Raw genomic sequence first — 24,865 nt, 5'->3', positions numbered from 1 at the left:
GGCGGGGATTACTTGTCGCCGATGCGGAAGATGCGCGTCAGCGGGGTCTTGGTGTCCGGGCCGAACCAGCGGTCGTAGATCTGCTGGGCCTTGCCGCTGGCTTCCAACTCGCGCAGGAAGTCATTGACGTATTCGGTCAGGCGGGTCTCGCCCTTCGGCAGGCCGGCGCCGATCAGGTCGTCGGAGATGGAGAACGGCGGAATCTCGTAGTTCTGCTTGTCCGGCACGTTGGCCAGCAGGCCGATCAGCTTGGGGCCGTCCTGGGTGATGGCCTGCACGTTGCCGTTGCGCAGCGCGGTGAACGCGAACGGGGTGTCGTCGTAGGCCACCAGCGTGGCGGTGGGGTACTTCTCGCGCAGCACGATCTCGTTGGTGGTGCCCTTGTCCACGCCGATGCGCAGGCTGCCGAGCTGGTCGGCGGACTTCAGCACGCCTTTCTTGGCGATGAACTGCTGGCCGGAGGCGAAGTAGGGGATGCTGAAGTTGACCTGCTTGGCGCGCTCTTCGGTGATGGTGAAGTTGGCCAGCACGATGTCGACCTTGTTGGCGGCCAGCAGCGGGATGCGGTTGGCGGGGTTGGTCGGCACCAGTTCCAGCTTCACGCCCAGCTTGGCGGCCAGTTCCTTGGCGTAGTCCACGTCCAGGCCGCTGATCTGCTTGCTCTGCGGATCGACGAAGCCGAACGGCGGGTTGCTGTCGAACGCGGCCACGCGCAGCACGCCCGTCTTCTGGATGTCGTCGAGGCGGTCGGCGTGGGCGACGCCGGCCAGGGCCGACAGGGCGATCACGGCGGCCAGACGGAATTTCTTGATCATTTGCGCAACTCCATGAATTGTTTTCCATCACCCGCACGGCATGGGCGCCGAGGGGCAGTGAGCGGATGATAGGGAGCGGCCCTGCGTGGCAGAACCACGAAATAATGCGTTGCTTTGCACCTTTTGAGTGCATGCGGGCGGTCGATCGTGGTGCGCCGCCCGCGTCCGGCGCGCGCCCGGCGTGGTGCCACGACCCGGAGCGGGCCGGGCAAAACCTTTGCCGTCCGGTATAGTCCTGTCCTTACCTTCACCCGCACCGCGCCCCGCTCTCCGCCATGTCGCCCGTCCTGCAAGCCCCGTTCGTCGTTCGCGCGTTGTTGCTGCTGATCCTGGCTGCGGGGATCTACTTCCTCAGCGGCTTCATCGTGCCGGTGCTCGCGGCGCTGGTGATCGGTTTCGCCAGCTGGCCGCTGTACCGGCGCGGGGTGGCGGCATGCGGCGGCAACACGGCGATCGCGGCCACGGTGGCGCTGCTGGTGGTGATCGGTGCGCTGATCCTGCCGCTCACCATCGCGCTGCATTACGCGCTGCAGGAAGCGGGGAACTTCATCGCCTGGCTGCTGGAGGCTAACCGCGTCGGCGCGCCGGTGCCGGGCTGGATCAGTTCCCTGCCGGTGGTGGGCGAGCGCCTGGCGGAACTGTGGAGGGAGCATCTGGGCGAGCCGCACGCGCTGGGCCACTGGGTGCAGCTGCTCAGCGGCGAGCACCTCGGCAACATCTACCGCGCGCTGCTCACCGCCACCGGCGATCTGTTCCGCATTGCGCTGACCGTGCTGTTCATGCTGATCACGCTGTTCTTCGTCTACAAGGACGGCGCGCGCATCGCCGCGCAGCTCGATACCGTGGGCGAGCGCATCCTGCCCATGCGCTGGCAGCGCTTCTCGCGCGTGGTGCCGGCCACGGTGAGCGCCACGGTGACCGGCATGGGGCTGATCGCCGTGGGCGAGGGCGTGGTGCTCGGCGTGGCCTACTGGATCGTCGGCGTGCCCTCGCCGGTGCTGCTCGGCGTGGCCACCGGCTTCATGGCGCTGATTCCCGGCGGCGCGCCGCTGTCGTTCACGCTGGTGTCGCTGTACCTGGTCGGCTCGGGCGAACTGATGGCCGGTCTGGGGCTGTTCGCCTGGGGCTCCATCGAGCTGTTCATCGTGGACAAGACCCTGCGTCCGCGTCTGGTGGGCGGGCCGGTGAAGCTGCCCTTCCTGCCCACCTTCTTCGGCCTGGTCGGCGGCGTGCAGACCATGGGGCTGGTCGGCCTGTTCGTCGGCCCGGTGCTGATGGCGCTGCTGGTGGCGATGTGGCGCGAGTGGCTGCACGGCATGGAAGGCACGCAGCCGGAATATGCCGCCCATACGGAACCGCTGGCCCTGCCGGTGACGACGGAAGGCGGCACGCGGACGCCGCCGGCGGATTCGGGGATTCCGCCCGGCTGACTGGCCCGTCGGCTGTCTGCACCGCGTGGCGGGAGCGCCCGGAAACAACGCGACTCAGAAATATGTGCCGGCAGGCCGTAAACTGACGCGCTTTGAGGGCGGGCAGGCACAAGCATGTATTCGATCGAGGTAGTCCTGGCGATGCTGCTGGCGGTGGTCGCCAGCGGGTATCTGGTGAGGGTGGTGCCGTTTTCGCTGCCCCTGCCGATGGTACAGATCGCGCTGGGCGCGGTGATCGCCGGAGTGTTCGGCCACGGCGTGCGGCTGGATCCGGAAATCTTCTTCCTGCTTTTTCTGCCGCCGCTGCTCTTCCTCGACGGCTGGCGCATTCCCAAGGTCGGGCTGTTCCGCGACAAGGCGAGCATTCTCGAACTGGCCTTCGGCCTGGTGGTGTTTACCGTGATCGGCGCCGGTTTCCTGATCCACTGGATGATTCCGGCCATGCCGCTGCCGGTGGCCTTCGCGCTGGCGGCCATCGTCTCGCCCACCGACCCGGTGGCGGTGTCCTCGCTGGCGAAACGGGTGCCCATCCCCAAGCGGTTGATGCACATCCTCGAAGGCGAGTCGCTGCTCAACGACGCCTCGGGCCTGGTGTGCTTCCGCTTCGCGGTGGCGGCGGTGATGACCGGCACCTTTTCGCTGGCGTCGGCCTCGCTCACCTTCCTGTGGGTGGCCGCGGCGGGGCTGGCGGTGGGCGCCGGGGTGACCTGGGGCGTGAGCCTGACCCAGCGCTGGCTGTCGCGCCTGCTGGGCGAGGAGGCCGGCTCGTCCATCCTGATCAATCTGCTCACGCCCTTCGGCGCCTACCTGATCGCCGAGCACCTGGAAGCCTCGGGCATCCTCGCGGCAGTGGCCGCCGGCGTCACCATGAGCTACGTCGAACTGAGCGGCCGCGCGCTCGCCACCACCCGGGTGCAGCGCGCGGCAGTGTGGGACACGGTGCAGTTCTCGCTCAACGGCATCATGTTCGTGCTGCTCGGCGAGCAGTTGCCGGGCATCCTGGAGCGGGCAGCGATCTCCGTGCAGGAGACCGGCCACCGGTCGGGCTGGTGGCTGCTGGCCTATGCGTTGGCGATCAGCGCCATCCTGGCGCTGCTGCGCTTCGTCTGGGTATGGGTGTCGCTGCGCCTCAGCCTGTTCCGCGCGCGCGATCCCGGCGAGCCGCTGCAGCGCCCCCACTGGCGCATCGTCGCGGCGGTGTCGCTGGCCGGCGTGCGCGGGGCGATCACCCTGGCGGGCGTGCTGACCCTGCCGCTGCTGCTGCCGGACGGGCGCGAGTTTCCGGCACGCGATCTGGTGATCTTCCTGGCCGCGTCGGTGATCCTGATTTCGCTGGTGGTGGCCAGCGTCGCCCTGCCGCGGGTGCTGCGCGGGCTGGAACTGCCGGACGAGCCGGCCGAGCAGCGCAAGGAGGATCGCGTGCGGCGCGAAGCCGCGGCGGCGGCGGTCGCCGCCATCGAGCGCACGCGCCACGCCCTGTCGGCGGCCAGCGCCGCGGATGCCGACCTGTACGCCAACGCCGCCGTGCGGGTCATGGCCAATTACCAGCACCGCCTGGAGGACAGCGCCGTGCCCGGCGACGTGGACGCCGAGCGCCTGCGCGCGGCCGACCGCGCCGAAGTGGCCCTGCGGCTCGCCGCCCTGCAGGCCGAGCGCGAGGCCATCTTCCGGCTGGCGCGCGAAGCGGAGATTTCCGACGAGATCTCGCGCAAGCTGGTGCGCCAGATCGACCTGATGGAAGAGCGCTACCGCTGAAGAGGCGTCGCCCGGCCGTTTATGAATACGGCTCGAAGCGGCTGCGGTCCGGGTCGGCGGGCAGGCGCGCGCCGACCGGCGGAAAGGCGCGCTGCGCACAGGACGGCCGCTCGCAGATCTTGCAGCCGGCGCCGATGGGCGTGCGCGCTTCCGGGTCGTCCAGCGGCAGGCCGCGCGAATAGACCAGGCGGCCGGCGTGGCGCAGGTCGCAGCCCAGGCCCACCGCGAAGGTCTTTTCCGGTGTGCCCCAGCCGCCGCGCCGATGCACCACGCTGCGGGCGATCCACAGGTAGGCGCGGCCGTCCGGCATGGCGGCGAGCTGGGTCTGGATCTGCCCGGGGCGGGCGAAGGCTTCGTAGACGTTCCAAAGCGGACAGGTGCCGCCCACGCGCGAGAAGTGGAAATCCGTGGCCGACTGGCGCTTGGAGATGTTGCCGGCGCGGTCCACGCGCACGAAGATGAAAGGCACGCCGCGCGCCTGCGGGCGCTGCAGCGTGGACAGACGGTGGCACACGGTTTCGAAGCCGACGCCGAAACGGCGGCCGAGGCGGTCGATGTCGTAGGCGAGCGCCTCGGCGGCGGCGAGGAAGTGCCCGTAGGGCAGGATCAGCGCGCCAGCGAAGTAGTTGGCCAGGCCGATGCGCGCCAGCACGCGTGCTTCCTCGCCGAGAAAGGCGCCTTCTTCGACCAGCCCTTCGATCTCCTCGCGGGCCTCCAGCAAGGCCAGCTGGGTGGCCATCTGGAAGGCGCGCTGGCCGGCGTCGAGCAGCGGCGACAGGCGCAGGATGCGCCGCGCGGCGTCGAATTCGCGCAGTGGGGCGTGCTCGCCATCCAGGGCTTCGGCGGCCCCGGTGGCCCCGGCATCGCCGCGCGGCGTGCCGTCCACGGCGATGCCGTGGATGCGCGTCAGCCGTTCGGCCAGCCCCTGATCGACGCTGCCGGCCTTCAGTTCCCATTCATCGAAGCAGCGTTCGGCCAGTGCGTCCAGGCCGGCGATGTGGTTGTGGCGCGCGTAGAAGAAATCACGCACTTCCTCGTAGGGCATGGGCGCGGTGGGGCGCGCCGCGCCGCGTTCCTCGCCCAGGCGCGAGGCGTAGGTGGCCAGACGGTCCTCGGCTTCGCGGCGGCGGCGGTCGAGGGTGAGCAGGGCGCGCGCCACCGCCGGCATCTGGCTGGCGAGTTCGCGGATCTCGGCCAGGGACACGCTCTCCCCGCCCGGCGCGGGCTGGCCGGCATCGCCCAGCACGTCGCGCAGTTCGGCCACCAGCCGGCCTTCGTCGTCGTCGGAAAAGCGCTGCACGTCCACGCCCAGGGTGGCGCTGATGCGCAGTAGCACCGGCACGGTGAGCGGGCGCTGGTTCTGTTCGATCTGGTTGAGGTAGCTGGGGGAGAGTTCCAGCAGGCGGGCGAGCGCCGCCTGGGTCAGGCCGCGTTCCTCGCGCAGGCGGCGCAGGCGCACGCCGGTAAATACTTTCTTCATCGCGGGTTTCGGTAGATGAGTGGTGGATGAGCGGTGGATGTTCATTCGCAATCTTCGCAATCTGGTGTGAGTTCATTCGCAAATCAATGCCAATTCAGTGATTTACGAATTTTTCATGCTGCGTATATTGCGAACAAACGCGGGCAAATGCAAACCCCTCGTGCATCCCCCGCGTGATTCTTTCTCCCTGTTCGTTTGGAGCACCGCATGAGCACTCAGCCTACCGAAGCCGGCTTCAAGCCGAAGAAGTCCGTCGCCCTGTCCGGTGTTACCGCCGGCAACACCGCCTTGTGCACCGTCGGCAAGACCGGCAACGACCTGCACTACCGCGGCTACGACATCCTCGACCTTGCCGAGCGCTGCGAATTCGAGGAAGTGGCCCACCTGCTGGTGCACGGCAAGCTGCCGACCAAGGCCGAACTGCGCGCCTACAAGACGAAGCTGAAGGCCATGCGCGGCCTGCCCGCGAGCGTCAAGGAAGCGCTGGAGCGCCTGCCGGCCTCGGCCCACCCGATGGACGTGATGCGCACCGGCGTGTCGGCGCTTGGCTGTGTGCTGCCGGAGAAGGACGACCACAACACGCCGGGCGCGCGAGACATCGCCGACCGCCTGATGGCTTCGCTGGGTTCGATGCTGCTGTACTGGTACCACTGGTCCACCAAGGGCCAGCGCATCGAGGTGGAAACCGACGACGACTCCATCGGCGGCCACTTCCTGCATCTGCTGCACGGCGAAAAGCCGACGGAAACCTGGGTGCGGGCGATGCATACCTCGCTCAACCTGTACGCCGAGCATGAATTCAACGCCTCGACCTTCACTGCGCGCGTCATTGCCGGCACCGGCAGCGACATGTATTCGGCTGTCGCCGGCGCCATCGGCGCGCTGCGCGGACCCAAGCACGGTGGCGCCAACGAGATGGCCTTCGAGATCCAGAAGCGCTACGACAACCCGGACGAGGCGGAAGCCGACATCCGCCGCCGCGTGGAAGCCAAGGAAGTGGTGATCGGCTTCGGACACCCGGTGTATACCGTGAGCGACCCGCGCAACGTGGTCATCAAGGGTGTGGCCAAGCGCCTGTCGATTGATGCCGGTTCGACCAAGATGTACGACATTGCCGAGCGCCTGGAGCAGGTGATGTGGGAAGTGAAGAAGATGTTCCCCAACCTGGACTGGTTCAGCGCGGTCAGCTATCACATGATGGGCGTGCCGACGGCGATGTTCACCCCCTTGTTCGTCATCGCGCGCACCAGCGGCTGGGCGGCGCACATCATCGAGCAGCGCATCGACAACAAGATCATCCGCCCGAGCGCCAACTACGTCGGCCCGGACGATCTGGCCTTCGTGCCGATCGAAGCGCGCAACTGAGCGTCCGCGAAGGCGGCGGCCGGCCCGTGGCCGCCGCCGCAGCCCGATTCCCCGACGAGCTTTCCTCCTGCCATCCATGAATACAGCCCATCGCAAACCCCTGCCCGGCACCTCGCTGGACTATTTCGACGCCCGCGCAGCGGTCGACGCGATCCAGCCCGGCGCCTGGGACAGGCTGCCGTACACCGCCCGCATCCACGCCGAGAACATCGTGCGCAAGGCCGATCCGGCCATCATCGACGCCTGTCTTTCGCAGTTGATCGAGCGCAAGCGCGAGATCGACTTTCCCTGGTTCCCGGTGCGCGTGGTCTGCCACGACATCCTTGGCCAGACCGCGCTGGTGGATCTGGCCGGCCTGCGCGACGCCATTGCCAAGGAAGGTGGCGACCCGGCGGCAGTGAACCCGGTGGTACCGGTGCAGTTGATCGTCGATCACTCGCTGGCGGTGGAATGCGGCGGTTTTGACCCCGACGCCTTCCGCAAGAACCGCGAGATCGAGGATCGCCGCAACGAGGACCGCTTCCATTTCATCGAGTGGACGAAGAAGGCCTTCGCCAACGTCGACGTGATCCCGGCAGGCAACGGCATCATGCATCAGATCAACCTGGAGAAGATGTCGCCGGTGGTCTATGTGCAGGACGGTGTAGCCTTCCCCGACACCTGTGTGGGCACGGACAGCCATACCCCGCACGTCGATGCGCTGGGCGTGATCGCCGTCGGCGTCGGCGGCCTGGAAGCCGAGAACGTGATGCTCGGCCGTGCGTCGTGGATGCGCCTGCCCGACATCGTCGGCGTCGAGCTGACCGGCAGGCGCCAGCCCGGCATCACCGCCACCGACATCGCCCTGGCGCTGACCGAATTCCTGCGCAAGGAGAAAGTCGTCGGTGCCTACGTCGAATTCTTCGGCGAAGGCGCGGACAGCCTGTCGATCGGCGACCGCTCGACGATCTCCAACATGTGCCCGGAGTACGGCGCCACCGCCGCGCTGTTCTTCATCGACCAGCAAACCATCGCCTACCTCAAGCTGACCGACCGCAGCCCGGAACAGGTCAGGCTGGTGGAAACCTACGCCAGGCAGGCCGGCATCTGGAGCAGTGCGCTGCAAACCGCCGAATACGAGCGTGTGCTGACGTTCGATCTGTCCACCGTGGTGCGCAACATGGCCGGCCCGTCGAATCCGCACCGCCGCCTGCCGGTGTCGGCGCTGCAGGAGCGCGGCATTGCCGACGCCGCCAAGCTGGCCGCCGGCAAGGAAGAAGAAGCCAGGGGCTTGATGCCCGACGGCGCGGTGATCATCGCCGCGATCACCTCGTGCACCAACACCAGCAACCCGCGCAACGTGATCGCCGCCGCGCTGCTGGCGCGCAACGCCAACAAGCTCGGCCTGACGCGCAAGCCTTGGGTGAAAAGCTCGCTGGCGCCCGGCTCCAAGGCCGTCGAGCTGTATCTGAAGGAAGCCGGCCTGCTCGGCGACCTGGAGAAGCTCGGCTTCGGCATCGTCGCCTTCGCCTGCACCACCTGCAACGGCATGAGCGGCGCGCTCGACCCCAAGATCCAGCAGGAGATCATAGACCGCGACCTCTATGCCACCGCCGTGCTGTCGGGCAACCGCAACTTCGACGGCCGTATCCACCCCTACGCCAAGCAGGCTTTCCTGGCCTCGCCGCCGCTGGTGGTGGCCTACGCGATTGCCGGCACGGTGCGCTTCGACATCGAACAGGACGTGCTCGCGGTGGTCGATGGCAATCCAATCCGGCTGAAGGACATCTGGCCGAGCGACGAGGAAATCGACGAGATCGTTGCCAAGGCGGTCAAGCCCGAGCAGTTCCGCGCCGTGTATGAGCCGATGTTCGCGATCCGCCGCGACGACGGCGAGAAAGCCGCGCCGCAGTACGACTGGCGCCCGATGTCGACCTACATCCGCCGCCCGCCCTACTGGGACACCGAAGGCGTCGGCGCGCTGGCCGCCAATCCGCGCACGCTCAAGGGCATGCGCCCGCTGGCGATCCTGCCGGACAACATCACCACCGACCACCTGTCGCCGTCCAACGCCATCCTGGCAAGTTCGGCCGCGGGCGAATACCTGGCGAAGATGGGCCTGCCGGAAGAGGACTTCAACTCCTACGCCACCCACCGCGGCGACCACCTGACCGCGATGCGCGCCACTTTCGCCAACCCGCAACTGGTGAATGAAATGGCCGTGGTCGATGGGCAGGTCAAGCGCGGCTCGCTGGCGCGTGTCGAACCGGAAGGCCAGGTCATGCGCATGTGGGAAGCGATCGAGACCTACCTGAACCGACGCCAGCCGCTCATCATCATCGCCGGCGCCGACTACGGCCAGGGCTCCAGCCGCGACTGGGCCGCCAAGGGCGTGCGCCTCGCCGGCGTAGAGACGGTGGTGGCCGAAGGCTTCGAGCGCATCCACCGCACCAACCTGATCGGCATGGGCGTGCTGCCGCTGGAATTCAAGCCGGGCACCAACCGCCTGACCCTGCAACTCGACGGCACCGAAGCCTACGACGTCGAAGGCGAATTGCAGCCGCGCGCCGAGCTGACGCTGGTGATCCACCGCCGCAACGGCGAAACCCTGCGCGTGCCGGTCACCTGCCGGCTGGATTCGGACGAGGAAGTGTCGGTGTATGAGGCGGGCGGGGTGTTGCAGCGCTTCGCCAAGGACTTCCTCGCCGGAACGGTCTGACCCGGCAAGACGCGGGAAGCGGCGCCCCGGCGCGCTTCCCGCACCTTCATCACATCGCCGCCGTCGCACCCGGCGGCCTGACAGGAGCCCCGCACATGGCCCATGCAGCGCAAGTCAAGATTCCCGCCACCTACCTGCGCGGCGGCACCAGCAAGGGTGTGTTCTTCCGCCTGCAGGACCTGCCCGAGCGCTGCCAGACGCCGGGCGCGGCCCGCGACAAGCTGTTCCAGCGCGTCATCGGCAGCCCCGACCCTTATGCCGCGCAGATCGACGGCATGGGCGGCGCCACCTCCAGCACCAGCAAGTGCGTGATCCTGTCGAAGAGCAGCCGGCCGGAACACGACGTGGACTACCTCTACGGCCAGGTCTCCATCGACACCGATTTCGTGGACTGGTCCGGCAACTGCGGCAACCTGTCCACCGCCGCCGGCGCCTTCGGCATCCACGCCGGGCTGGTCGACCCGGCGCGCATTCCCGACAACGGCGTGTGCGTGGTGCGCATCTGGCAGGCCAACATCGGCAAGACCATCATCGCCCGCGTGCCGGTCACCAACGGCCAGGTGCAGGAAACCGGCGACTTCGAGCTGGACGGCGTGACCTTCCCAGCCGCCGAGATCGTGCTGGAGTTCCTCGACCCGTCCGACGACGGTGACGAAGGCGGCTCGATGTTCCCCACCGGCAATCTGGTCGACGATCTGGACGTACCCGGCGTCGGGATTTTCAAGGCGACGATGATCAGCGCCGGCATCCCCACGGTGTTCGTCAACGCCGAGGACATCGGCTACCAGGGCACCGAGCTGCGCGAGGACATCAACGGCGACCCCGCGGCGCTGGCCCGCTTCGAGAAGATCCGCGTGGCCGGCGCCCTGCGCATGGGCCTGATCAAGACCCCGGAAGAAGCCGCCACCCGCCAGCACACGCCCAAGATCGCCTTCGTCTCCAAGCCCAAGGACTACGTGGCATCCAGCGGCAAGACGGTCAAGGCCGGCGAGGTCGACCTGCTGGTGCGCGCGCTGTCCATGGGCAAGCTGCACCACGCCATGATGGGCACCGCGGCGGTTGCCATCGGCACCGCCGCAGCCATTCCCGGCACGCTGGTCAATCTCGCTGCTGGCGGCGGCGAGCGCCAGTCCGTCCGCTTCGGCCACCCCTCCGGCACCTTGCGCGTCGGCGCCGAGGCCAAGCAGGTCGACGGCGAGACAGGAAAAAGCTGGCAGGTCACCAAAGCCATCATGTCGCGCTCCGCCCGCGTGCTGATGGAAGGCTGGGTACGCGTGCCCGGCGACGCTTTCTGACCCCTCGAACACCGCCCGAACAAAGGAAACCCCATGTCCACTCGCAAGCAACTGAAAGCCCTCGTCGAAGCCCGCCGTGGCGTGATCGTGCCGGGCGCCTTCAACGCCCTGTCCGCCAAGGTCGTCGAAGACCTCGGCTTCGAAGCCATCTACATCACCGGCGCCGGCGTCACCAACATGTGGTTCGGCATGCCGGACCAGGGCTTCATGGGCCTGGCCGAAATCGCCGACCACACCGCGCGCATCCGCGACGCGGTGTCGGTGCCGCTGATCGTCGACGCCGACACCGGTTTCGGCAACGCGCTCAACGTCTATCACACCGTGCGCACGCTGGAGCGCGCCGGCGCCGACTGCATCCAGCTGGAAGACCAGGTTTCACCCAAGCGCTGCGGCCACTTCAGCGGCAAGGACGTGATCAGCACCGAGGAGGCCGTCAGCAAGATCAAGGCCGCCGTCGATGCGCGCCGCGATGAAAACTTCCTCATCATGGCGCGCACCGATGCCGCCGCCGTGCATGGCTTCGAGGCCGCCGTCGAACGCGCCATGCGCTTTGCCGACGCGGGCGCCGACATCCTGTTCGTCGAGGCCGTGACCAGGGAAGAGGAAGTGCGCGCCCTGCCGCAGCGCCTGCCGCGTCCGCAGTTGATGAACATGGTGATCGGCGGCAAGACGCCGATCTTCAACGCCACCGAACTGGGGGCGCTGGGCTACGGCGTGGTGCTGTACGCCAACGCCGCGCTGCAGGGTGCGGTGGCCGGCATGCAGCGGGCGCTGACCGTGCTGCGCGACGAGAAGGAAGTGAAGGAATCGAGCGGGCTGGTCACGCCGTTCGCCGAGCGCCAGCGCCTGGTCGGCAAGGCCGAGTGGGACGCGCTGGAGAAGCGTTACACCTGACCCGGCGTACCCGTTCGCGCCTCGGCGCGGCGCCCTGCGCGGCACGCTGAACTCCACGCTCCTCCCGGTTTCCTCCCCCTTCGCGGCGGAGGCTGGGGCGGTTCGCGCCCTGAAAAGGACCCTGCAATGAAAAAGATCACCAGCCTGCTGGTCGCCAACCGCAGCGAGATCGCCATCCGCGTGATGCGCGCCGCCGCCGAACTGGGCATCCGCACCGTCGCCGTTTACGCGCGTGAAGACCGCTTCGCTTTGCACCGCTTCAAGGCCGACGAAAGCTATCTGGTCGGCGCCGGCAAGACGCCGATCCAGGCTTACCTGGACATCGAAGACATCCTGCGCATCGCGCGCGAGGCGGGCGTGGACGCCATCCACCCCGGCTACGGCTTCCTCTCCGAGAACCCGGATTTCGCCGAAGCCTGTGCCGCCGCCGGCATCGAATTCATCGGCCCCTCGCCCGCGGTGATGCGCACCCTGGGCAACAAGGTGGCGGCGCGCGAGGCCGCCATCGCCGCCGAGGTGCCGGTGATTCCGGCCACCGGCGCGCTGCCCGACGACCTCGACACGGTGAAGGCGCAGGCCGCCGCGATCGGCTACCCGTTGATGCTCAAGGCCAGTTGGGGCGGCGGCGGGCGCGGCATGCGCGCGATCGACGACGAGTCCGAACTCGGCGCCGCCATCGCCGCCGCGCGGCGCGAGGCCAAGGCCGCCTTCGGCAACGACGAGGTCTATCTGGAAAAGCGCATCGTGCGCGCCCGCCACGTGGAGGTGCAGGTGCTCGGCGACACCCATGGTCAGCTCGTGCATTTGTTCGAGCGCGACTGCTCGGTGCAGCGGCGCAACCAGAAGGTGGTGGAGCGGGCGCCGGCACCCTATCTCGACGACGCCCGACGCGCCGAACTGTGCGAGGCCGCGCTGCGCCTGTGCCGCTCGGTGGGCTACACCCACGCCGGCACGGTGGAATTCCTCTTCGACGCGGACAACGGGCACTTCTACTTCATCGAAGTGAACCCGCGCATCCAGGTCGAACACACCGTCACCGAGGAAGTCACCGGCATCGACATCGTCAAGGCGCAGATCCACATCAGCGAAGGCGCGCGCATCGGCGACGCGGACGCCGGCGTGCCGGCGCAGGCCGGCATCCGCCTCAACGGCCACGCGCTGCAATGCCGCGTCACCACCGAAGATCCGGACAAAGGCTTCGCGCCGGACTACGGCAAGCTCAGCGCCTACCGCAGCGCCGCCGGCTTCGGCATCCGCCTCGATGCCGGCACCGCCTACACCGGCGCGGTGATCACCCCCTACTACGATTCCCTGCTGGTCAAGGTCACCGCCTGGGGGCGCGACCCCGGCGAAGCGGCGCAGCGCATGGACCGCGCGCTGCGCGAATTCCGCATCCGCGGGGTCAGCACCAATCTGGCCTTCCTGGAGAACATCGTCGGCCACCCGGCCTTCCGCGACGGCTCCTGCACCACCCGCTTCATCGACGACACGCCGGAACTGTTCGCCACCACGCCGCGCCAGGACCGCGCCACACGCATGCTCGAATTCATCGGCGAAGTGGTCGTCAACGGCAACCCGGAAATGAAGGGCCGCCAGCCGGCCACTGCCCACGGCGTGCATGGCGACACCAGCCTGATCTGGCCTGCATCCAGTCTGGGCAAGGCCATCCCGGCCGGCAGCCGCGACCGCCTGCGCGAACTCGGCCCCCAGGGCTTTGCCGCGTGGATGCGCGCGCAGCAGGCCGTGCTGCTCACCGACACCACGCTGCGCGACGCCCACCAGTCCCTGTTCGCCACCCGCATGCGCAGTGCCGACATGCTGCCGGCCGCGCCGCACTACGCGCGCGAACTCGCCGGCCTGCTGTCGCTGGAATGCTGGGGCGGCGCCACCTTCGACGTGGCCATGCGCTTCCTCAAGGAAGACCCGTGGCAGCGCCTCGCGCAACTGCGCGAGCGGGTGCCCAACATCCTGTTCCAGATGCTGCTGCGCGCCTCCAACGCGGTGGGCTACACCAACTACCCGGACAACGTGGTGCGCTTCTTCGTGCAGCGCGCGGCGGCCGAGGGCATCGACCTGTTCCGCGTGTTCGACTCGCTCAACAACGCCGACAACATGCGCGTGGCGATGGACGCGGTGAATGAATCCGGTGCCCTGTGCGAAGCCGCGCTGTGCTACACCGGCGACCTGTTCGACGCCCGGCGCGACAAGTATTCGCTCAAGTACTACGTCGATCTCGCCAAGCAGTTCGAGCGCGCCGGCGCCCACATCCTCGGCATCAAGGACATGGCCGGCATCTGCCGCCCGCGCGCGGTGAGCGCGCTGGTCAAGGCGCTGCGCGAGGAAACCGGCCTGCCGGTGCACTTCCACACCCACGACACCAGCGGCGCCTCGGCGGCCAGCGTGCTGGCGGCCGTCGACGCCGGCGTGGATGCGGTGGACGGCGCCATGGACGCCATGAGCGGGCTCACCTCGCAGCCTTCGCTGGGCGCCATCGTCGCCGCGCTGGAAGGCAGCGAACGTGCGCCGGCCGTCACGCTGGACCAGCTTCGCCCGTTCTCCCACTACTGGGAAGGCGTGCGCCGCCACTACGCGCCCTTCGAGGCCGACATGCGCGCCGGCACCGCCGACGTATACCGCCACGAAATGCCCGGCGGCCAATACACCAACCTGCGCGAACAGGCCCGCGCGATGGGGCTGGCGCACCGCTGGGACGCCATTGCCCAGGCCTATGCCGACGTCAACATGCTGTTCGGCGACATCGTCAAGGTCACCCCCACCTCCAAGGTGGTCGGCGACATGGCGATCTTCATGGTCGCCAACGAACTCACCCCGGCCGACGTGCTCGACCCGGCGCGCGAGATCGCTTTCCCCGAATCCGTCGTGCAACTGATGCGCGGCGAACTCGGCCTGCCGCCGGACGGCTTCCCCACCGAACTCCAGCGCAAGGTGCTCAAGGGCCGCCCGCCGCTCAGTGAGCGCCCCGGCGCCGTGCTGCCGCCGGCCGACCTCGACGCCGCGCGCGCGGCGGCGCAGGAAGCCGCCGGCCGCGAGATCGGCGACAACGACCTCGCCTCCTGGCTGATGTACCCCAAGGTGTTCGCCGACTTCGCCCGCCACCAGCGCCGCTACGGCGACGTCTCGGTGCTGCCCACCCCGGTGTTCTTCAACGGGCTGGCCGAACGCGACGAAATCGACGTGCCCATCGACGCCGGCAAAACCCTGGCGGTGCGCCTGGTCGGCCGCACCGAGGCGGACGACGACGGCATGGTCAAGCTGTTCTTCGAACTCAACGGCCAGCCGCGCCCGATCCGCATCGCCCAGGCCGGCCTTGCCCGAGCCGAGCGCAAGCATCCCAAGGCCGAGGACGGCAACCCCGCCCACCTGCCGGCGCCCATGCCCGGCGCGGTGGCGATGGTCGCCGTGGAAGCCGGCCAGCGCGTGCAGAAGGGCACGCCGCTGCTGTCGATCGAGGCGATGAAGATGGAAAGCGTGCTCGCCGCCGAGCGCGACGCCACCATCGCCCGCGTGTGGGTGAAGCCGGGCGAACAGGTGGAATCCAAGGATCTGCTGATCGAGTTCGCCGATGCGGCGGCCGGGGCGGGGGCATGACCGGGCTGGCACCGGCATCCGCCACCATCGCGCGGTACGTACAAGGTTCAAGGCCGGCATGAGCTTCGTGACGGGGTCATGCCGGACTGTGGGAGGGAAACCCCGTCACATCAATGCCGTACCGGCAGCCGGCAGCTGTTCCGCAGCAAGGAAGCCACGCCGCGGGCCTGCAAACGGAGATGCACCAAGATGAACGACGACGATCTGCTGCGCCCGCGGGCGCTCTACGAGGCCATCGCGGACTCGCTGCGCGAACGCATCTTCGCCCACGAACTGCCGCCCGGGGCGGCGCTGGACGAGGCCGCGCTGGCCTCGGGCTACGGCGTCAGCCGCACGCCGGTGCGCGAGGCGATGAAAGTGCTGGCCCATGAGGGGCTGGTGCTGATCGAACCGCGCCGCGGCTGCTGCGTGGCCGAGTTTTCCGCGGCCGACGTGCGCGCCTTGTTCGACGTGCTGGAACTGCTGGAAGGCTATGCCGTGAGCGAGATCGCGCATCACGGCCTGGAGGTGGCCGGGAAGGTGGATTACCTCCGCCTGCTGGAAACCTCGGGCAACCGCTATGCGGCCGAAGCCATCACCCGCCTGCGCGAAAAGCTCCTGCTGGCCCTGGGGCCCGCTTTCGGCCGGGACGAGGCCGAACTGCTGGACAGCGCCGCGCCGGCCCTGCTGGCTGCGTTGGAAATGCACGACGCGGCGCAGGCCGAACGGACGTGGCGGGAATACACCGCCGCGCGCCGGACGCGCGCGGGATGCACGCCGGCGGCGCTGCAAGCGGCCTGATCCGGCTTCTTCTGCCGGGTGCCGACGGCGCCCGCCTACTGCCGCTGACCCTGGCGGCACTCCTGAACCTGCCAGCGCCGCACGCCACGCGCCTTCAGTCCGTCGCCCAGGCGGTCGAGTTCTTCCCGGCTGAACAGCCCAGCGTGCCAGGTGGTGCGGCATTCGTGCTCCACGCCGCTGGCCAGCAGCAGGTCCAGCGAGCGCTGCACGGCGTCCGCGCTGCCGGGCGTGGCGGTGATGGCGTCGTAGTGTTGCGCCGGCGCCTTGATGTCCAGCCCCACCCAATCGAGCAGCGGCAGCACGGCGGCGAGGCGCTCCGGGTACATGCCGGCGGTGTGCAGCGCGGTTTCGAACCCCATCGCCCTGACCTCGCGCAGCGCCTCCGGCAGCGCCGCCTGCAAGGTGGGTTCGCCACCGGAGAACACCACGCCGTCGAGCAGCCCGCGCCGCCGGGCGAGGAAATCCAGCACCGCCTGCCACGGCCGCTCCGGCGCCGCGCCCGCCGCAATCAACTGCGGGTTGTGGCAGTAGCCGCAGCGCCACGGGCAGCCCTGGCAGAACACCACGGCGGCGAGCCGGCCGGGAAAGTCGATGGTGGTCAGCGGCGTGAGGCCGCCGACGCGCAGGGCGTGCATGCGGGGGCCGGGTTCAGCCGCCGAGCGCGCAGCGGTTCTCGGCGAAGAAGCGCCGTTCGGCATGCTCGCCCTTCTTGCCGGTGTTGAAACTGGCGACCGGGCGGTGGTAGCCCATCACGCGCGTCCACACTTCGCAGGGCTGGCGCTCGTCGTCGCTGAGGGTGATGGTGTCGGCGAGGTGCCGGGTTTCGGTGGCGGAATGCATGTTCATGGCGTGCTCCTTGGGGAAAATTGGGTGATCAGGCCGCGAGCCGTGCCCGCTTGGCGGCCAGGCGCTCCTCGTCGCACTTCGGGCAGAAGGCGTGCTCGCCGGCCAGGTAGCCGTGCGCCGGGCAGATGGAGAAGGTCGGCGTCACGGTGATGTAGGGCAGGCGGAAGTTTTCCAGCGCACGGCGCACCAGGCGCTTGCACGCCTCGCCGCTGGACAGACGCTCGCCCATGTAGAGGTGCAGCACCGTGCCACCGGTGTATTTGCGTTGCAGGGCTTCCTGGCGCGCGAGGGCTTCGAAGGGGTCGTCGGTGAAGCCGGCGGGCAGTTGCGAGGAGTTGGTGTAGTAGGGCTGCTCGGCGGTGCCGGCCTGCAGGATGTCCGGCCAGCGTTTCTTGTCCTCGCGGGCGAAGCGGTAGGTGGTGCCCTCGGCCGGGGTGGCTTCCAGGTTGTACATATGCCCGGTTTCTTCCTGGAAGGCGGTCATGCGCGCGCGCACGTGGTCGAGCAGGCGTACGGCGAAGGCGTGGCCCCATTCGGTGGTGACGTCCTCGGTGTCCGCGCTGAAGTTGCGGATCATCTCGTTGATGCCGTTCACCCCCAGCGTGGAGAAGTGGTTGCGCAGCGTGCCGAGATAGCGCTTGGTGTAGGGGAACAGGCCCTGGTCGATGAGGCGCTGGATCAGCTTGCGCTTGATCTCCAGGCTGCTGCGGCCGATTTCCAGCAGGGCGTCCAGGCGGGCGAACAAGCCCGCTTCGTCGCCACGGAAAAGATAGCCCAGGCGGGCGCAGTTGATCGTCACCACGCCCAGGCTGCCGGTCTGCTCGGCGCTGCCGAACAGGCCGTTGCCGCGCTTGAGCAGTTCGCGCAGGTCGAGTTGCAGGCGGCAGCACATGGAGCGCACCATGTTGGGCTGCAGTTCCGAGTTCACGAAATTCTGGAAGTAGGGCAGGCCGTACTTGGCGGTCATGTCGAACAGCAGCGCGGCGTTGTCCGACTCCCACGGAAAGTCCGGGGTGATGTTGTAGGTCGGGATGGGAAAGGTGAACACCCGGCCCTTGGCGTCGCCGGCGGACATGACCTCGATGTAGGCGCGGTTGATCAGGTCCATCTCGGCCTGCAGGTCGCCGTAGGCGAAGGGCATTTCCTCGCCGGCGATGACGGGGATCTGCTCCTTCAGGTCGTCCGGGCAGGTCCAGTCGAAGGTGAGGTTGGTGAAGGGCGTCTGCGTGCCCCAGCGCGAGGGCACGTTGAGGTTGTAGATGAGTTCCTGGATGTGCTGGCGGACCTCCTCGTAGCGCATGTTGTCCTTGCGCACGAAGGGCGCCATGTAGGTATCGAAGGACGAGAAGGCCTGCGCCCCCGCCCATTCGTTCTGCATGGTGCCGAGGAAATTCACGATCTGTCCCACCGCGCTCGACATGTGTTTGGGCGGGCCGGCTTCCACCTTGCCCGGGACGCCGTTGAGGCCCTCGTGCAGCAGGGTGCGCAGCGACCAGCCCGCGCAGTAGCCGGACAGCATGTCCAGGTCGTGGATGTGGAGGTCGCCCTCGCGGTGCGCGGCGCCCACCTCGGGCGGGTAGACGTGCGACAGCCAGTAGTTGGCGGTGACCTTGCCGGCCACGTTGAGGATCAGCCCGCCCAGCGAATAGCCCTGGTTGGCGTTGGCATTGACCCGCCAGTCGGCGCGGGTGAGGTATTCGTTGACCGAGGCTTCCACGTCCACCTGCACCTTGCGCTCGCCGCGCAGCACGGCGTGCTGTTCGCGGTAGACGATGTAGGCGCGCGCGGTGGCGGTGAGGCCGTCGGCGATCAGGGTTTCCTCCACCACGTCCTGGATCTGCTCGATATGCACCGCATGGTGGCCGAAGCGGTGGCCGAGCACGCGCAGCACACGGGCGGTGAGCCGGCCGGCCTCGGCATCGCCGAACTCGCCGCTGGCGGCGCCGGCGCGGCGCAGCGCGGCCTGGATCTTGATGGCGTCGAAGGGCGCGCGTCGTCCATCGCGCTTGATCGCTTCGTGGGGCAGAGTGGCCGGGTCGGCCTGGGTGGGGTTGTGCATGGAAATCACCTTTCGTACTAAATGTAGTGCGATATTACTCGCGGCCTACTATAGGTTGATTGACCTCTATCAAGAATGGATAGCGATCAGCATTTGCCCCAAGGACCGCAGTCCGCGCTGGCAGTACGCCACGCTGGCGGACATGCCGGAAGAGGCCGTCGAGGATCATTTCAGGGCGCGGCACAGCGGAGCGCATCCGTTGAGCGATCCGGAGCCAGGGCTGAGCCTGCCCCGGCGCGCAGGGCGCGCGTGGATGCCCTTGCCGGCGCCGGTATGCCGCATGTTTCCGCTGCCAAGAAGATCGGTTTTCCCGGCGGGAAACCACGATAATGGCGGCCCATTCGATTCAAGCGTTTCTGGAATTCCCGTATGGAAATCAAGGTCAATTTTCTCGACAAGCTTCGCCTCGAAGCCCGATTCGACGACTTCACGGTCATCGCCGATCAGCCCATCCGCTACAAGGGCGATGGCTCGGCGCCGGGGCCGTTCGACTATTTTCTGGCGTCATCGGCTTTGTGCGCGGCGTATTTCGTGAAGTTGTACTGCGAGACCCGCAATATTCCGACCGATAACATCCGTCTGTCGCAGAACAATATTGTCGATCCGGAAAACCGCTACAAGCAGATTTTCAAGATACAGGTTGAATTGCCGGAGGAACTTTCCGCCAAGGATCGCCAGGGCATTCTGCGCTCCATCGAACGCTGCACGGTGAAGAAGGTCGTGCAGACCGGACCGGAGTTCGTGATCGAAGAGGTGGAGAATCTGGATGCCGATGCGCAGTCATTGCTGATGCTGGATTCGGCTGCGGAAACGAAGACCTGTATCGCGGGCAAGGATTTGCCGCTGGAACAAACCATCGCCAACCTGTCGGGCGTGCTGGCGGGCCTCGGCATGAAGATCGAGATCGCTTCGTGGCGCAATCTGGTGCCCAATGTGTGGTCGCTGCACATCCGCGACGCGCACTCGCCGATGTGCTTCACCAATGGCAAGGGGGCGACCAAGGAAAGCGCGTTGGCGTCGGCGCTGGGCGAATTCATCGAGCGGACGAATTGCAATCATTTCTACAATGACCAGTTCTGGGGGGAAGACATCGCCAATGCGGCGTTCGTGCATTACCCCGACGAGCGCTGGTTCCAGCCGGGCCCCGGGGACGCGCTGCCGGCCGGCATGCTCGACGAGTACTGCCTGGAAATCTACGACCCCGATGGCGAGTTGCGCGGCTCGCATCTGTACGACACCAATTCCGGCAACGTCGAGCGCGGCATTTGCGCGCTGCCGTACGTGCGCCAGTCGGACGGCGAGGTGGTGTACTTTCCAAGCAACCTGATCGACAACCTGTTTCTCAGCAACGGCATGAGCGCGGGCAATACCTTGGCCGAAGCGCAGGTGCAATGCCTGTCGGAAATATTCGAACGGGCGGTCAAGCGCGAAATCCTGGAAGGTGAAATCGCACTGCCCGATGTGCCGCACGCAGTGCTGGCGAAATATCCCGGCATTGTGGCGGGCATTCAGGCCCTGGAGCAGCAGGGTTTTCCGGTGCTGGTGAAGGATGCGTCGCTGGGCGGGGCGTTTCCGGTGATGTGCGTGACCTTGATGAATCCGCGTACCGGCGGTGTGTTCGCTTCGTTCGGCGCCCACCCGAGCCTGGAGGTGGCGCTGGAGCGCAGCCTTACGGAGTTGCTGCAGGGGCGCAGTTTTGAAGGGCTGAACGATTTGCCCCGGCCCACTTTTGAAAGCAATGCGGTGACCGAGCCGAACAACTTCGTCGAGCACTTCATCGATTCCAGCGGCGTGGTGTCTTGGCGTTTTTTCAGTGCCAGGGCGGATTACGATTTCGTCGAATGGGATTTCACCAGCCAAGGTGAAAACGCCAACGCCGGGGAGGCCGCCACCTTGTTCGGCCTGCTCGAAGGCATGGGCAAGGAAGTGTACGTGGCGGTGTACGAGAATCTGGGCGCCACGGCCTGCCGGATTCTGGTGCCGGGCTATTCGGAAGTGTATCCGGTGGAGGATCTGGTCTGGGACAACACCAACAAGGCGCTGCTGTTCCGCGAAGACATCCTGAATCTGCACCGTCTGGACGATGCCGGCCTGGAAGCGCTGCTTGAGCGGCTGGAAGACAGCGAGCTGGATGACTACACCGACATCATCACCTTGATCGGTATCGAGTTCGATGAAAATACGGTCTGGGGCCAGTTGACGATTCTGGAACTGAAATTGTTGATCCGCCTGGCCTTGCGGCAGTTCGACGCGGCGAAAGAGTCGGTGGAAGCCTTTTTGCAGTACAACGAAAACACGGTCGAGCGCGGATTGTTCTACCAGGCCATGAATGTGGTGCTGGAGGTGCTGCTGGATGACGAACTGGAACTGGACGATTACGAGGCCAATTTCCGCCGGATGTTCGGCAATCCGAGGATGGATGCGGTGATGGGCTCGGTGGATGGCAGCGTGCGATTCTTCGGCCTGACGCCGACGAGCATGCAGCTGGAAGGGCTGGACCGGCACCAGCGCCTGATCGACAGCTACAAAAAGCTGCACGGCGCGCGCGCCAGGGCGGCGGCTTTGGATGGTCTTGCGGTCTGTCCGTGATCGGTCTGCCTGCGCCGCGATCAGGCGGGGCCGCAGAACCCTCCTCTTTGTTCGTCCTGAAGCGTCGCGAGAGGCGGGTCTTCGGTGTGTTACGGCCTCACCCCGGGGCGCGTTACCCGTGCATGCCGTGCTCGTCCCCGAAGCGGTAGGCGCCCAGAAATTCCGCATCCACGCTGGTCTCCAGCGGCTTGCCGGCGGGCGGGAAGGCGCGCTGCACGCAGTCGGCGCGCGGGCATACGCGGCAGCCCGGACCGATGGGCACCACCTCGCGCGGCGCGGCAAGGTCCAGCCCGTCGGCGTACACCAGTTCGCGCGCATGCGGCAGTTCGCAGCCCAGGCCGATGGCGAAGGACTTGCGCGGCGTCCGCCAGCCGCCCCCGCCGCGCCCGATGCTGCGCGCGATGCCGAAGAAGCGCGTGCCGTCCGGCATTTCCGCGGTCTGGACGAGAATCTGTCCGGGGTGGGCGAAGGCGTCGTGCACGTGCCACAGCGGACAGGCGCCGCCGTGGTGGGCGAAGTGGAAGGCCGTGGCGCTCTGGCGCTTGGAGATGTTGCCCGCGCGGTCCACGCGCACGAGGTAGAAGGGCACGCCGCGCGCGCCGCTGCGTTGCAGGGTGGACAGGCGGTGGCAGACGGTTTCGAAACCCACCGCGAAGCGCCGTTGCAGGGCTTCGATGTCGTAGCGCGCCGCGCGCGCGGCATGCAGGAATTCGCCATAGGGCAGCAGCAGGGCGCCGGCGAAGTAGTGGGCGAGCCCCTGCCGGGCGAGGCCCCGGCTGTGCGCATCGGCGAGGCCGGCGGCGGCGATTTCCCCGTCGATGCGTTCGAGCTGTTCGAGCAGCGCGAGCTGGGTGGCGAGCTGGAAGGCCTGCTGGGCGTCGCTGAGCCCGGCGGCAATCTCCAGCCGGCGGCGGCGCGCGTCGAAGCGGCGCAGCACGCCGAAATCGTCGAAGTCCGAGGCCAGCGTGTCCACGCCGTGGCGTTGGCGCAGCACTTCCCGCAGGGCGGCGGCGCGCTCGCCGGGGCGCAGGGCGAGTGCCTGCGCGAGGGCCTCGGCCTGGGTGTCGAGCGTGTCGATGTGGTTGTCGCGGCGGTTGAAGAAATCGCGCACTTCCTCGTGCGGCAGCGGCGTGGGCGACACGCCGGCCGGCTCGCCGCGGAAGCGCTCGATGACCTGCGCGTATTCCTCGCGCAGGCGCTGATGGCGCTCGGCGAGGCTGACGAAGGCTGCCGCGATGTCCGGCACGTGCTCCACCATGCGCGCCAGTTGCGCGGGGGCGATGCGCTCGCCGACTACGCCGCGGTCCAGGCACACCGCCTGTAGCTCGTGCAGCAGGCGCTTGTCCTGCTCCTCGGAAAACTCCGCGATGTCGCACTGAAAGACCTGCACCAGCTTCAGCAGCAGCGGGGCGCTCACCGGGCGCTGGTTGTTCTCCAGCTGGCACACGTAGCTCAGCGAGATGCCCAGGCGCCCGGCCAATGCCGCCTGGCTCTGCCCGCCCTGTTCGCGCAGGCGGCGCAGGCGTGCGCCGATGAACAGCTTGCGGCTCAATGTCTCCTCCTTGTTCGCAAGATTTGCACAACGGCGTTCTGTCTTGCGAATTTATTTGCAAAAATTCTCTTTTACATCAAAAGCTTATTGTTGAATTGGGCGGCTGTAAATACGATCTTGCCGAACGCGTCCGGAACCGCCGGGCGTGCCGCAGAAAAACGATCGAGGAGACTTCCGATGAACCCAGCTTCCACCGCCATCCCCACCGTCAAACTGCTGATCGGCGGCGAATTCGTCGAATCGCGCACCACCGAGTGGCGCGACGTGGTCAACCCCGCCACCCAGCAGGTGCTGGCGCGCGTGCCTCTGGCGACCGCCGATGAACTCAACGCCGCCGTGGCCGCGGCGAAGAAGGCCTTCGCAAGCTGGCGCAAGACCCCCATCGGCGCCCGCGCGCGCATCTTCCTGAAGTACCAGCAACTGATCCGCGAAAACATGAAGGAGGTGGCCGCCATCCTCACCGCCGAACAGGGCAAGACCCTGCCGGACGCGGAAGGCGACGTGTTCCGCGGCCTGGAGGTGGTGGAACACGCCGCCAATATCGGTACGCTGCAACTGGGCGGGCTGGCCAACAACGTGGCGGGCGGCGTGGATACCTACACCCTGTTGCAGCCCATCGGCGTGTGCGCCGGCATCACGCCGTTCAACTTCCCGGCGATGATTCCGCTGTGGATGTTCCCGATGGCCATCGCCTGCGGCAACACCTTCGTGCTCAAGCCCTCGGAACAGGACCCGCTGTCCACCATGCGGCTGGTCGAACTGGCGGTGGAAGCCGGCATTCCGCCCGGCGTGCTCAACGTGGTGCATGGCGCCGTCGACGTGGTCAACGGCATCTGCGACCACCCGGACATCAAGGCGGTGTCCTTCGTCGGTTCGACCCGCGTCGGCACCCACGTCTACAACCGCGCCAGCCTCGCCAGCAAGCGCGCCCAGTGCATGATGGGGGCGAAGAACCACGTCGTCGTGCTGCCCGACGCGCACAAGGAACAGACCCTCAACGCCCTGGCCGGCGCCGGCTTCGGCGCCGCCGGGCAGCGCTGCATGGCCTCCGCGGTGGTGGTGTTCGTCGGCGAATCGGCCAAGTGGCTGCCGGAACTGGCCGATCGTGCCCGCGCGCTGAAGGTGAACGCCGGCCATGAGGCGGGCGCCGATCTCGGCCCGGTGATCTCCCGCGCGGCCAAGGCACGCATCCTGGAACTGATCGCCGCAGGCGTGGAAGAGGGTGCCACGCTGGAACTGGACGGCCGCAACCCGCAGGTGCCCGGCTACGCCGACGGCAACTTCGTCGCCCCCACGCTGTTTTCCGGCGTCAAGCCCGGCATGCGCATCTACGACGAGGAAATCTTCGGCCCGGTGCTGTGCACGCTGGCGGTCGAGTCGCTGGACGAGGCCATCGCGCTGATCAACGCCAACCCCAACGGCAACGGCACCGGGGTGTTCACCCAGTCCGGCGCCGCCGCGCGCAAGTTCCAGGAGGAGATCGACGTCGGCCAGGTGGGCATCAACGTGCCGATTCCGGTGCCGGTGCCGCTGTTCTCCTTCACCGGCTCGCGCGGCTCCAAGCTGGGCGACCTCGGTCCCTACGGCCAGCAGGTGATCCTGTTCTACACCCAGACCAAGACCGTCACCGCGCGCTGGTTCGACGACGACGTGGTGGCGCCGGTGAACACCACCATCAGCCTGAAGTAAAGCCCGCCC

16 protein-coding genes are annotated in these 24,865 nt (G+C 67.6%); 10 read left to right on the top strand and 6 right to left on the bottom strand.

Annotation, left to right across the window (positions count from 1 at the left end; all coding sequences use genetic code 11):
• Positions 1–8: 8 nt before the first annotated feature.
• Positions 9–815 carry an ABC transporter substrate-binding protein gene (locus E6C76_RS07630; protein WP_136347663.1) on the bottom strand — a complete coding sequence of 269 codons (807 nt, stop codon included), beginning with the start codon at positions 813–815 and terminating at the stop codon, positions 9–11.
• Between the two features lie 275 nt (positions 816–1,090).
• Between E6C76_RS07630 and E6C76_RS07625 the strand changes: the two genes are divergently transcribed.
• Both E6C76_RS07625 and E6C76_RS07620 read left to right on the top strand, forming a co-directional pair.
• Positions 1,091–2,245 (top strand): AI-2E family transporter, encoded by a 1,155-nt coding sequence (locus E6C76_RS07625; protein ID WP_136347662.1) that lies wholly within the window; start codon positions 1,091–1,093, stop codon positions 2,243–2,245.
• A 114-nt stretch (positions 2,246–2,359) separates the two neighbouring features.
• The gene (locus tag E6C76_RS07620) at positions 2,360–4,000 is read left to right on the top strand and encodes a Na+/H+ antiporter (protein ID WP_136347661.1); all 1,641 of its coding nucleotides are present in this window, start codon (positions 2,360–2,362) and stop codon (positions 3,998–4,000) included.
• 19 nt (positions 4,001–4,019) lie between these two features.
• Here the strand turns inward: E6C76_RS07620 and E6C76_RS07615 are convergent, their stop codons facing one another.
• Complete coding sequence (locus E6C76_RS07615; RefSeq protein WP_136347660.1) at positions 4,020–5,480, bottom strand: short-chain fatty acyl-CoA regulator family protein; 1,461 nt, start codon at positions 5,478–5,480, stop codon at positions 4,020–4,022.
• 207 nt (positions 5,481–5,687) lie between these two features.
• On the opposite strand from E6C76_RS07615, the gene prpC reads away from it, so the two are divergent.
• The 6 genes from prpC to E6C76_RS07585 all read left to right on the top strand — a co-directional run bounded on the left by prpC (position 5,688) and on the right by E6C76_RS07585 (position 16,121).
• Complete coding sequence (gene prpC, locus E6C76_RS07610) at positions 5,688–6,845, top strand: bifunctional 2-methylcitrate synthase/citrate synthase (RefSeq protein WP_136347659.1); 1,158 nt, start codon at positions 5,688–5,690, stop codon at positions 6,843–6,845.
• A gap of 76 nt (positions 6,846–6,921) precedes the next feature.
• Entirely contained in the window at positions 6,922–9,543 is a 2,622-nt protein-coding gene (acnD, locus tag E6C76_RS07605; RefSeq protein WP_136347658.1) for a Fe/S-dependent 2-methylisocitrate dehydratase AcnD, read from the top strand.
• Between the two features lie 95 nt (positions 9,544–9,638).
• Positions 9,639–10,838 carry a 2-methylaconitate cis-trans isomerase PrpF gene (gene prpF / locus E6C76_RS07600; RefSeq protein ID WP_136347657.1) on the top strand — a complete coding sequence of 400 codons (1,200 nt, stop codon included), beginning with the start codon at positions 9,639–9,641 and terminating at the stop codon, positions 10,836–10,838.
• 33 nt (positions 10,839–10,871) lie between these two features.
• Positions 10,872–11,732 carry an isocitrate lyase/PEP mutase family protein gene (locus E6C76_RS07595; protein ID WP_136347656.1) on the top strand — a complete coding sequence of 287 codons (861 nt, stop codon included), beginning with the start codon at positions 10,872–10,874 and terminating at the stop codon, positions 11,730–11,732.
• Between the two features lie 126 nt (positions 11,733–11,858).
• Positions 11,859–15,341, top strand: a complete 3,483-nt coding sequence (locus E6C76_RS07590; RefSeq protein ID WP_136347655.1) for a pyruvate carboxylase — start codon at positions 11,859–11,861, stop codon at positions 15,339–15,341.
• 189 nt (positions 15,342–15,530) lie between these two features.
• Positions 15,531–16,121, top strand: a complete 591-nt coding sequence (locus E6C76_RS07585) for a GntR family transcriptional regulator (protein WP_136347654.1) — start codon at positions 15,531–15,533, stop codon at positions 16,119–16,121.
• 35 nt (positions 16,122–16,156) lie between these two features.
• Here E6C76_RS07585 and E6C76_RS07580 read toward each other — a convergent pair whose 3' ends face one another.
• Genes E6C76_RS07580 through E6C76_RS07570 form a run of 3 tightly spaced genes read right to left on the bottom strand, consistent with a single transcriptional unit; the run spans position 16,157 to position 19,026 of the window.
• Entirely contained in the window at positions 16,157–16,756 is a 600-nt protein-coding gene (locus E6C76_RS07580; protein WP_136347653.1) for an anaerobic ribonucleoside-triphosphate reductase activating protein, read from the bottom strand.
• Between the two features lie 13 nt (positions 16,757–16,769).
• Positions 16,770–16,967: an anaerobic ribonucleoside-triphosphate reductase gene (gene nrdD, locus E6C76_RS07575; RefSeq protein ID WP_136347652.1), complete on the bottom strand. Its 198-nt coding sequence runs from the start codon at positions 16,965–16,967 to the stop codon at positions 16,770–16,772.
• 28 nt (positions 16,968–16,995) lie between these two features.
• The gene (locus E6C76_RS07570) at positions 16,996–19,026 is read right to left on the bottom strand and encodes a ribonucleoside triphosphate reductase (RefSeq protein ID WP_136347651.1); all 2,031 of its coding nucleotides are present in this window, start codon (positions 19,024–19,026) and stop codon (positions 16,996–16,998) included.
• A gap of 369 nt (positions 19,027–19,395) precedes the next feature.
• Here E6C76_RS07570 and E6C76_RS07560 point away from each other — a divergent pair, with 369 nt between their 5' ends.
• On the top strand, positions 19,396–21,615 hold the full coding sequence (locus E6C76_RS07560; RefSeq protein WP_136347650.1) for an OsmC domain/YcaO domain-containing protein: 2,220 nt from the start codon (positions 19,396–19,398) through the stop codon (positions 21,613–21,615).
• Between the two features lie 112 nt (positions 21,616–21,727).
• Here E6C76_RS07560 and E6C76_RS07555 read toward each other — a convergent pair whose 3' ends face one another.
• Positions 21,728–23,167 (bottom strand): short-chain fatty acyl-CoA regulator family protein, encoded by a 1,440-nt coding sequence (locus E6C76_RS07555; RefSeq protein WP_136347649.1) that lies wholly within the window; start codon positions 23,165–23,167, stop codon positions 21,728–21,730.
• A 177-nt stretch (positions 23,168–23,344) separates the two neighbouring features.
• Between E6C76_RS07555 and E6C76_RS07550 the strand changes: the two genes are divergently transcribed.
• Positions 23,345–24,856: a CoA-acylating methylmalonate-semialdehyde dehydrogenase gene (locus tag E6C76_RS07550; RefSeq protein ID WP_136347648.1), complete on the top strand. Its 1,512-nt coding sequence runs from the start codon at positions 23,345–23,347 to the stop codon at positions 24,854–24,856.
• The last annotated feature ends 9 nt before the right edge of the window (positions 24,857–24,865 follow it).

Source organism: Pseudothauera nasutitermitis (assembly GCF_004801295.1).
Classification (GTDB): Bacteria; Pseudomonadota; Gammaproteobacteria; order Burkholderiales; family Rhodocyclaceae; genus Pseudothauera; species Pseudothauera nasutitermitis.
This window is presented reverse-complemented; position numbering and strand designations above follow the sequence as displayed.

Excerpts from the sequence above, each read along its gene's own strand:
- E6C76_RS07560 (WP_136347650.1), top strand. The coding sequence starts at position 19,396 with ATGGAAATCAAGGTCAATTTTCTCGACAAGCTTCGCCTCGAAGCCCGA.
- prpC (WP_136347659.1), top strand. The coding sequence starts at position 5,688 with ATGAGCACTCAGCCTACCGAAGCCGGCTTCAAGCCGAAGAAGTCCGTC.
- E6C76_RS07620 (WP_136347661.1), top strand. The coding sequence starts at position 2,360 with ATGTATTCGATCGAGGTAGTCCTGGCGATGCTGCTGGCGGTGGTCGCC.
- E6C76_RS07595 (WP_136347656.1), top strand. The coding sequence starts at position 10,872 with ATGTCCACTCGCAAGCAACTGAAAGCCCTCGTCGAAGCCCGCCGTGGC.
- E6C76_RS07590 (WP_136347655.1), top strand. The coding sequence starts at position 11,859 with ATGAAAAAGATCACCAGCCTGCTGGTCGCCAACCGCAGCGAGATCGCC.
- E6C76_RS07585 (WP_136347654.1), top strand. The coding sequence starts at position 15,531 with ATGAACGACGACGATCTGCTGCGCCCGCGGGCGCTCTACGAGGCCATC.
- prpF (WP_136347657.1), top strand. The coding sequence starts at position 9,639 with ATGGCCCATGCAGCGCAAGTCAAGATTCCCGCCACCTACCTGCGCGGC.
- E6C76_RS07625 (WP_136347662.1), top strand. The coding sequence starts at position 1,091 with ATGTCGCCCGTCCTGCAAGCCCCGTTCGTCGTTCGCGCGTTGTTGCTG.
- E6C76_RS07615 (WP_136347660.1), bottom strand. The coding sequence starts at position 5,480 with ATGAAGAAAGTATTTACCGGCGTGCGCCTGCGCCGCCTGCGCGAGGAA.
- acnD (WP_136347658.1), top strand. The coding sequence starts at position 6,922 with ATGAATACAGCCCATCGCAAACCCCTGCCCGGCACCTCGCTGGACTAT.
- nrdD (WP_136347652.1), bottom strand. The coding sequence starts at position 16,967 with ATGAACATGCATTCCGCCACCGAAACCCGGCACCTCGCCGACACCATC.
- E6C76_RS07570 (WP_136347651.1), bottom strand. The coding sequence starts at position 19,026 with ATGCACAACCCCACCCAGGCCGACCCGGCCACTCTGCCCCACGAAGCG.
- E6C76_RS07630 (WP_136347663.1), bottom strand. The coding sequence starts at position 815 with ATGATCAAGAAATTCCGTCTGGCCGCCGTGATCGCCCTGTCGGCCCTG.
- E6C76_RS07580 (WP_136347653.1), bottom strand. The coding sequence starts at position 16,756 with ATGCACGCCCTGCGCGTCGGCGGCCTCACGCCGCTGACCACCATCGAC.
- E6C76_RS07550 (WP_136347648.1), top strand. The coding sequence starts at position 23,345 with ATGAACCCAGCTTCCACCGCCATCCCCACCGTCAAACTGCTGATCGGC.